Raw genomic sequence first — 7,258 nt, 5'->3', positions numbered from 1 at the left:
GAGCGGCCACAGAAGGGCCGCTACCGGCAGTTCCACCAGGTCGGCGTGGAAGCGCTGGGTTTTCCGGGGCCCGACGTCGATGCCGAGATCATCCTCATGTGCCGCGCTCTCTGGCGCACGCTCGGCCTGGTGGAAGGCCGCGACCTGCGGCTCGAGCTCAACAGCCTGGGCCAGGCGGAGGAACGCAAGGCGCACCGTGCTGCGCTGATCGAGCATTTCGAAGCGCACACGGACGTGCTGGACGAAGACGCGCGGCGCCGGCTGCACAGCAACCCGCTGCGCATCCTCGACAGCAAGCAGCCGTCGATGCAGCCGGTACTGGAAAGCGCGCCCAAACTGATCGACTTTCTCGGAACGCAGTCGCTGGCCCATTTGACCGCCGTGCGCGCAGTGCTCGACGCAACCGGGCTCGAATACCGGATCAATCCGCGCTTGGTGCGCGGTATGGACTACTACAACCTGACCGTGTTCGAGTGGGTCACCGACAAGCTCGGCGCACAGGGCACCGTTTGTGGCGGCGGGCGCTACGACACGCTGATCGAACAACTCGGCGGCAAGCCCGCTCCCGGCGTCGGCTGGGGGCTTGGCATGGAACGGCTGCTGCTGCTGCTCGAAGCCTGCGGTGTACAGGCCCCCTCGACCGCGCCCGACGCGTACGCGATCGTCCCGAGTGCGGACGCCTTGCCGCAAGCCATGGTCACAGTCGATGCCTTGCGCGCAGCCGGTGTCGCGGTCGTGCTGTATCCGGCCGGCCGTGATGGTGCAGCCAGCATGAAGGCGCAGTTCAAGAAGGCGGATGCGAGCGGTGCCCGGCATGCGCTCGTCTTCGGCTCCGACGAACTGGGCCAGGGCATGGTCGCGGTCAAGCCGCTGCGGGCCGCGCCCGGCGATGCGCCGGCCGCCGCGCAGGTGCTGCGCTCGCTTGCCGATGTCCCCGCCTGGGCGGGCGAACTGCTGCCCAGCGCCGGTCTCGCTGGCGAAGCCCTCCGTTCATAATCCGCTCTTGGCCGGCTAAGCCGGCGCGCTCACATTCGAAACACACGCATGGCCACCCGTCTCGACATCGGCGAACAAGAACAGCTCGATCAGCTCAAGGATTTCTGGAAGGCCTACGGCAACCTGATCACCTGGTTGCTGATCCTGGCGCTCGGTGGTTTCGCCGCCTTCAACGGCTGGCAGTGGTTGCAGCGCGATCGCGCGCAGAAAGCCGCGGTGCTTTACGAGCAGCTCGACAAGGCGGTTCAGGCCGGCGACGCCGAGCGCACCACGCGCGTCTTCACCGATCTCCGGGAGCGTTACGGCTCGACCACCTACGCCGAACAGGCCGGGCTGGCGGCCGCGAAGCTGCTGTTCGGAAAGGGCCAGCTCGACGCTGCGCGCGCCAACCTGCAATGGGTCGCCGAGAACGCGAACCAGGGTGAATACCGGGTCATCGCCAACCTGCGTCTGGCCGGCCTCCTGCTCGACGAGAAAAAGTACGACGAGGCCCTGAAGCAGCTGCCGGCCGATGCGCCGCACGCCTTCGCCGGCTTGGTCGCCGACCGCCGCGGCGACATCCTGAATGCTCAGGGCAAGGCCGAGGAGGCCAAGGCGGCCTACCGCACGGCCTGGGAGGTGCTGCCGCCGACGATCGACTACCGCCGGCTGGTCGAGGCGAAGCTCACGGCCCTTGGCGCGCCACCGAATGCCGGCGTGCCGGTGCTGATACCGGCACCGGTGCCGGGTGGAGCATCGCAATGACTTTCGGCTTGCGTGGCCCGGCGTTGGCGCTGCTGCTCGCCACGCTGGCCGCCTGTTCGAGCGGGCCGGACCGGCCCGAGCCCACGCCACTGCAGTCTTTTGTGCCGCAGATCCAGGGCGCTCAAGTCTGGCAAGCGCAGCTCGGCGATGTCGAGTTTGCGCTTGCGGTCGCGGCCGACGCGACTTCGGTCACCCTTGCCAGTTCGAGTGGCGATGTCATCGCCCTGGCGACCGACACCGGCCGCGAACTGTGGCGCGGCAATGCGGGCGAGGCGCTGACTGCGGGAGTTGGAAGCAACGGCCGCTATGCCAGCGTCGTGACCCGCGGCAACGAAGTGGTGGTGTTCGACGCGGGCAAGCTGCTGTGGCGTGCGCGGCTGGATACGCGCGTGCTGACGGCGCCCCTCGTCGCCGGCGAGCGTGTTTTCGTGCTCGGTGTCGATCGCAGCGTGCGGGCGTTCGATGTCCTCGACGGGCGCAAGCTCTGGGCTCTCCCACGCAGCGGCGATCCGCTGACTTTGCTGCAGGCGGGCGTGCTGCTGCCCTGGCAGAACACTCTGGTGGTGGGCCAGGGGGCTCGACTGGTCGGCCTCGATCCACTGACCGGCGCCCAACGCTGGGAAGCGGCCATTGCGTCGCCGCGCGGCACGAACGAAGTCGAGCGTCTCGCCGATCTGGTGAGCCCTGCGGCGCGGGTTGGCGACGCTGTTTGCGCGCGCGGTTTCCAATCGGCGGTCGGTTGCGTCGATGCCGCTCGCGGCGTGCTGAGCTGGACCAAGAACGTCGGCGGTGCCAACGGCGTGGCGGCCGATGAGCAGTTCGTCTTCGCGGCCGACGCCAGCGACCGCATCACCGCCTGGAAACGCGAGGGCGGCGACGTCGCCTGGACGTCGGACGATCTGCGCTTTCGCTCGCTGTCTTCACCGCTGGTGCAAGGCCGTACCCTGGTGTTCGGGGACTACCAGGGGCAGTTGCACTTCCTCGACCGCGAGAACGGCAAGCCGCTGCTGCGCCTTCCCACCGACGGCGAGGCGATCGTCGGCGCGCCGGTGAAGGCGGGCCCGAACATCGTGGCGGTGACGCGGGACGGCGGCGTGTTCGCGTTTCGCGCCGAGTGATGGCGACTCCTTGGCGCTTGGCACCGTCCTCCCACCGAAGCGAGCCTGCCTGCTTCGGCGGTGATCGCGGTATAGCGCGATGAAACCCGTGCTGGCGCTGGTCGGGCGCCCCAACGTCGGCAAATCGACGCTGTTCAACCGCATGACGAAGAGCCGCGACGCGATCGTCGCCGATTTCGCCGGGCTCACGCGCGACCGCCATTACGGCGACGGCCGACTCGGCGAGCACGAGTACATCGTCGTCGATACCGGCGGCTTCGAGCCCACCGCCGAGAGCGGCATCTACAAGGAGATGGCCAAGCAGACGCGCCAGGCCGTCGCTGAGGCCGACGCCGTGGTCTTCGTCGTCGATGTGCGAGCGGGCGTCTCCGGGCAGGACCACGACATCGCGCGCTACCTGCGCACTGTCGGCAAGAAAGTGCTGATCGCCGCCAACAAGGCCGAAGGCATGACGGAGGCGCCTCAGCTCGGAGAGTTCTTCGAGCTAGGCATGGGCGCGCCGCATCCGGTGTCGGCGGCCCACGGGCAGGGGGTGCGCAGTCTGATCGAAGCCGCGCTCGAGGACTTCGTCTTCGAAGAGGCAGACGCCGATGCGGCGCTCGACGATCCCGACCGGCCGATCCGCCTGGCCGTGGCCGGGCGCCCGAACGTCGGCAAGTCGACCCTCATCAACACCTGGCTCGGCGAGGAGCGGCTGGTCGCCTTCGATCTGCCGGGCACCACGCGCGATGCGATCAGCGTGCCCTTCGAACGCGGTGGGCAGAAGTTCGAGCTGATCGACACGGCCGGCCTGCGCCGCAAGGGCAAGGTGTTCGAGTCAATCGAGAAGTTCTCGGTGGTCAAGACCTTGCAGGCCATCGCCGACGCCAACGTGGTGCTGCTGCTGCTCGATGCTACTCAGGGCGTGACTGACCAGGACGCCCACATCGCCGGCTACATCCTTGATTCTGGTCGTGCGGTGGTGCTGGCGGTGAACAAATGGGACGCAGTCGACGCTTATCAGCGCGAGATGCTGCAGCGCTCCATCGAGCAGCGCCTGGCGTTCTTGAAATTCGCGCCGGTGCTCCACCTCTCCGCCATCAAGCGTCAGGGTCTGGGGCCGGTATGGAAGTCGATTGCCGACGCGTGGGCGTCGGCCACCAAGACGTTGCCAACGCCGGTGCTCACGCGGCTGCTCGCCGACTCGGTCGCGTTTCAGCAGCCCAAGCGTGCGGGTGCGTTCCGGCCGAAACTGCGCTATGCGCACCAAGGAGGGCGCAACCCGCCGCTGATCGTGATCCACGGCAATTCGCTCGAGCACATTACCGACGCCTACAGGCGATTTCTAGAAGGCCGTTTCCGCGCCCATTTCAAACTGACCGGCACGCCGCTGCGAATTGAAATGAAATCTTCGCGGAACCCCTTTGCAGAGAAGGACTCGTAATTGCAGCGGGCTGAGTGGCGCAGGGCCTGTGATAACGTACAAACACCCATAGCTTTTCAACACGGAGCATATCGTGAGCAACAAAGGGCAGCTTCTACAAGACCCGTTCCTGAACCTGCTGCGCAAGGAGCATGTTCCGGTTTCGATCTACCTCGTCAACGGCATCAAGTTGCAAGGTCACATCGAATCGTTCGACCAGTACGTGGTGCTGTTGCGTAACACCGTGACGCAGATGGTCTACAAGCACGCGATCTCGACGGTTGTCCCGGGCCGTGCGGTGAATTTCCACGCCGCCGAGGCGCCAGAGTCGGCGAGCTGAAGCGCTTGAACCGTTTTTCCTCCGGCTTTCTGCTTTGCCGCTCCGGCGCTGCCGTGCTGCGCTGGGCATGGACGAGTCGCGCTTGAACACGTTTGTGTCGTCCGCGGCATCCAGCGAGGCGCGTGCCGTGCTGGTGGGCGTCGACCTTGGCACTGGCACTTCCTTCGACGACACGCTCGATGAACTGGCGCTGCTCGCTGAATCGGCCGGTGATACTCCTGTCGCACGCTTGATCGCAAGACGCAAGGCGCCGGATGCGGCGCTGTTCGTCGGTTCGGGCAAGGCCGACGAGATCAAATCGCTGGTGGCAGAAAGCGGCGGCCATTGCGTCATCTTCGACCAAAGCCTGTCACCAACACAACAGCGCAACCTTGAGCGTCATCTCGGCGTCGAGGTCCTCGATCGGACGGGACTCATTCTCGAAATCTTCGCCGCGCGCGCCCAGAGCCATGAGGGCAAGCTTCAGGTCGAATTGGCGCAGCTGCAGTACCTGAGCAATCGGCTGGTGCGGCGCTGGACCCACCTTGAACGCCAAAAGGGCGGTGTCGGCTTGCGGGGCGGCCCGGGCGAACGCCAGATCGAACTCGATCGCCGCATGATCGGCGAGCGCATCAAGGCGCTAAAGTCCAAGCTGGTCAAGCTCAAGCGTCAGCGCGGCACGCAGCGCCGGTCTCGCGAGCGCGCTGGCACTTTCCGCATCTCGTTGGTCGGCTACACCAATGCCGGCAAGTCCACGCTTTTCAACGCGTTGGTGAAGGCTCGCGCGTACGCGGCCGACCAGTTGTTCGCCACACTCGACACAACGACGCGTCAGCTCTATCTCGAGGAGGCCGGTCGTTCGGTCAGCCTGTCCGACACGGTGGGCTTCATTCGCGACCTGCCGCATACGCTGATCGAGTCCTTCCAGGCCACCTTGTCGGAGGCGACCGAGGCCGATCTGCTGCTGCACGTTGTCGATGCTTCCAGCCCGCTGCTCGAAGAACAACGGCTGGAGGTCGAGCGGGTCCTCGCCGAAATCGGAGCAGCCGACATTCCGCAGATACTGGTCTACAACAAGCTCGATCAGCTGGGCAATGCGCAAACGCCGCGGGTGCTCAGCGATGCGCTGGAGTTCGGCGGCACCCGTCGCATACCACGGGTTTTCGTCAGCGCGCAGCACGGCACCGGCCTGGCCGAATTGCGCTCGCTCTTGACGCAAGCCGTGCAAGGTGCCAGCGGCGCCGCTCTGCCCGCCAGTGCCAATACGGCGACGCCCGGGGCGAGCGACGATTCCCCCAACGACGATTCCGTCAGCATCGATCCTGCATCCGGCAGGCTGCAACGACACGCATGAACACTTACCAAGACGCAAACGCAAAGCGCCCGGTGCGCATTCTTGCCGCAGTGGCCGGCTGCGCTGCGGCCCTGACCGGGCTGTTGCACGGTCTCGCACGCCGCGTCTTCTGGCGCGCCAGACCGGAGGTGCTTCTGGCAGGGGGCGGCCGCAACGACGGCCCGCCAGATCTCGATGAGCTGTGGCGCGACTTCAACCGTCGGCTCAGCGGCATGTTCGGTGGCAAGGGCGACGGCGGGCTGCAAAACGGCAGCGGTGGCAGCAGCGGTGGCGACCGCGGCCCTCCCGACATGAAGAGCGCAGGTATCGGGGCCGGCCTCATCGCCGGCGTGGTGCTGCTCATCTGGCTCGGCAGCGGCTTTTTCATCGTGCAGGAAGGCCAGCAGGGCGTGGTGCTGTCCTTCGGCCGTTACAGCCACACGGTGGAGGCCGGCTTTCAATGGCGCATGCCTTATCCGTTCCAGTCGCACGAAGTGGTCAACGTGACGCAGTTGCGCTCGGTCGAGATCGGCCGCAACGCCACGGTCCAGGCAACCGGCCTGCGTGACTCCTCGATGCTGACGCAGGACGAGAACATCGTCGACATCCGGTTCACAGTGCAGTACCGGCTCAAGGATGCGCAGCAGTACCTGTTCGAGAACCAGAATCCCGATGAGGCGGTCGTGCTTGCCGCGGAGTCGGCGGTGCGCGAGATCGTCGGCAACAGCAACATGGACTCGGTGCTTTACGAGCAGCGCGAGGTGCTGGCCAACGACCTTGTCACTTCCATACAGAACCAGCTCGACCGGCTCAACACCGGCATCCTGGTTTCCAACGTGAACGTGCAGTCGGTCTCACCGCCGGAGCAGGTGCAGGCGGCTTTCGACGATGCTGTCAAGGCCAGCGCCGACCGTGAGCGCTTCAGGAACGAAGGCCAGGCTTACGCCAACGACGTGATTCCGAGGGCGCAGGGGACTGCTGCGCGCTTGAGAGAGGAAGCCGAAGGCTATTCAGCCCGCGTTGCCGCGCAGGCCGACGGCGATGCCTCGCGCTTTCGCCAAGTGCTCACGGAATACCAGAAGGCGCCGGTCGTCACGCGGGACCGGCTCTACACGGACACGATGCGCGAGGTGTACTCGAACGTCAGCAAGATCCTGGTCGAGTCGCGCACCGGCTCGAACCTCCTTTACTTGCCGCTCGACAAACTCATGCAGGCTGCCGGCGTGCCGGGCGGCGCTCCCACGGCAATGTCGCCGCCGGCCACCGAAACGATGAACACGCCGCAAAGCGACGTGCGCTCGCGTGACAACTCGCGCAGCCGCGAGCGAGAAGGCCGCTGAGGCGAG

7 protein-coding genes are annotated in these 7,258 nt (G+C 66.2%); all 7 read left to right on the top strand.

Annotated elements, in window-relative coordinates; genetic code table 11:
- Positions 1-996 (top strand): histidine--tRNA ligase (gene hisS / locus H0W38_RS01565; protein ID WP_292450759.1); only part of this gene is annotated, 996 nt, incomplete at its 5' end.
- 48 nt (positions 997-1,044) lie between these two features.
- Positions 1,045-1,740, top strand: a complete 696-nt coding sequence (locus tag H0W38_RS01560; RefSeq protein ID WP_292450758.1) for a tetratricopeptide repeat protein — start codon at positions 1,045-1,047, stop codon at positions 1,738-1,740.
- Positions 1,737-2,858, top strand: a complete 1,122-nt coding sequence (gene bamB, locus H0W38_RS01555) for an outer membrane protein assembly factor BamB (RefSeq protein WP_292450757.1) — start codon at positions 1,737-1,739, stop codon at positions 2,856-2,858. The genes H0W38_RS01560 and bamB overlap by 4 nt, the downstream gene beginning before the upstream one ends.
- 79 nt (positions 2,859-2,937) lie before the next feature.
- Positions 2,938-4,281 (top strand): ribosome biogenesis GTPase Der, encoded by a 1,344-nt coding sequence (gene der, locus H0W38_RS01550; RefSeq protein WP_292450756.1) that lies wholly within the window; start codon positions 2,938-2,940, stop codon positions 4,279-4,281.
- Positions 4,282-4,354: 73 nt separating this feature from the next.
- Entirely contained in the window at positions 4,355-4,600 is a 246-nt protein-coding gene (hfq, locus tag H0W38_RS01545) for an RNA chaperone Hfq (protein WP_292450755.1), read from the top strand.
- An 82-nt stretch (positions 4,601-4,682) separates the two neighbouring features.
- The gene (gene hflX / locus H0W38_RS01540; protein WP_292450754.1) at positions 4,683-5,933 is read left to right on the top strand and encodes a GTPase HflX; all 1,251 of its coding nucleotides are present in this window, start codon (positions 4,683-4,685) and stop codon (positions 5,931-5,933) included.
- Positions 5,930-7,252, top strand: a complete 1,323-nt coding sequence (gene hflK / locus H0W38_RS01535) for an FtsH protease activity modulator HflK (RefSeq protein ID WP_292450753.1) — start codon at positions 5,930-5,932, stop codon at positions 7,250-7,252. The genes hflX and hflK overlap by 4 nt, the downstream gene beginning before the upstream one ends.
- Positions 7,253-7,258: the final 6 nt, after the last annotated feature.

It is taken from the genome of Methylibium sp. (assembly GCF_013817365.1).
Classification (GTDB): Bacteria; Pseudomonadota; Gammaproteobacteria; order Burkholderiales; family Burkholderiaceae_C; genus Methylibium.
Note: the sequence above shows the minus strand (reverse complement) of the source record. Positions and strands in the feature narration are given on the sequence as shown.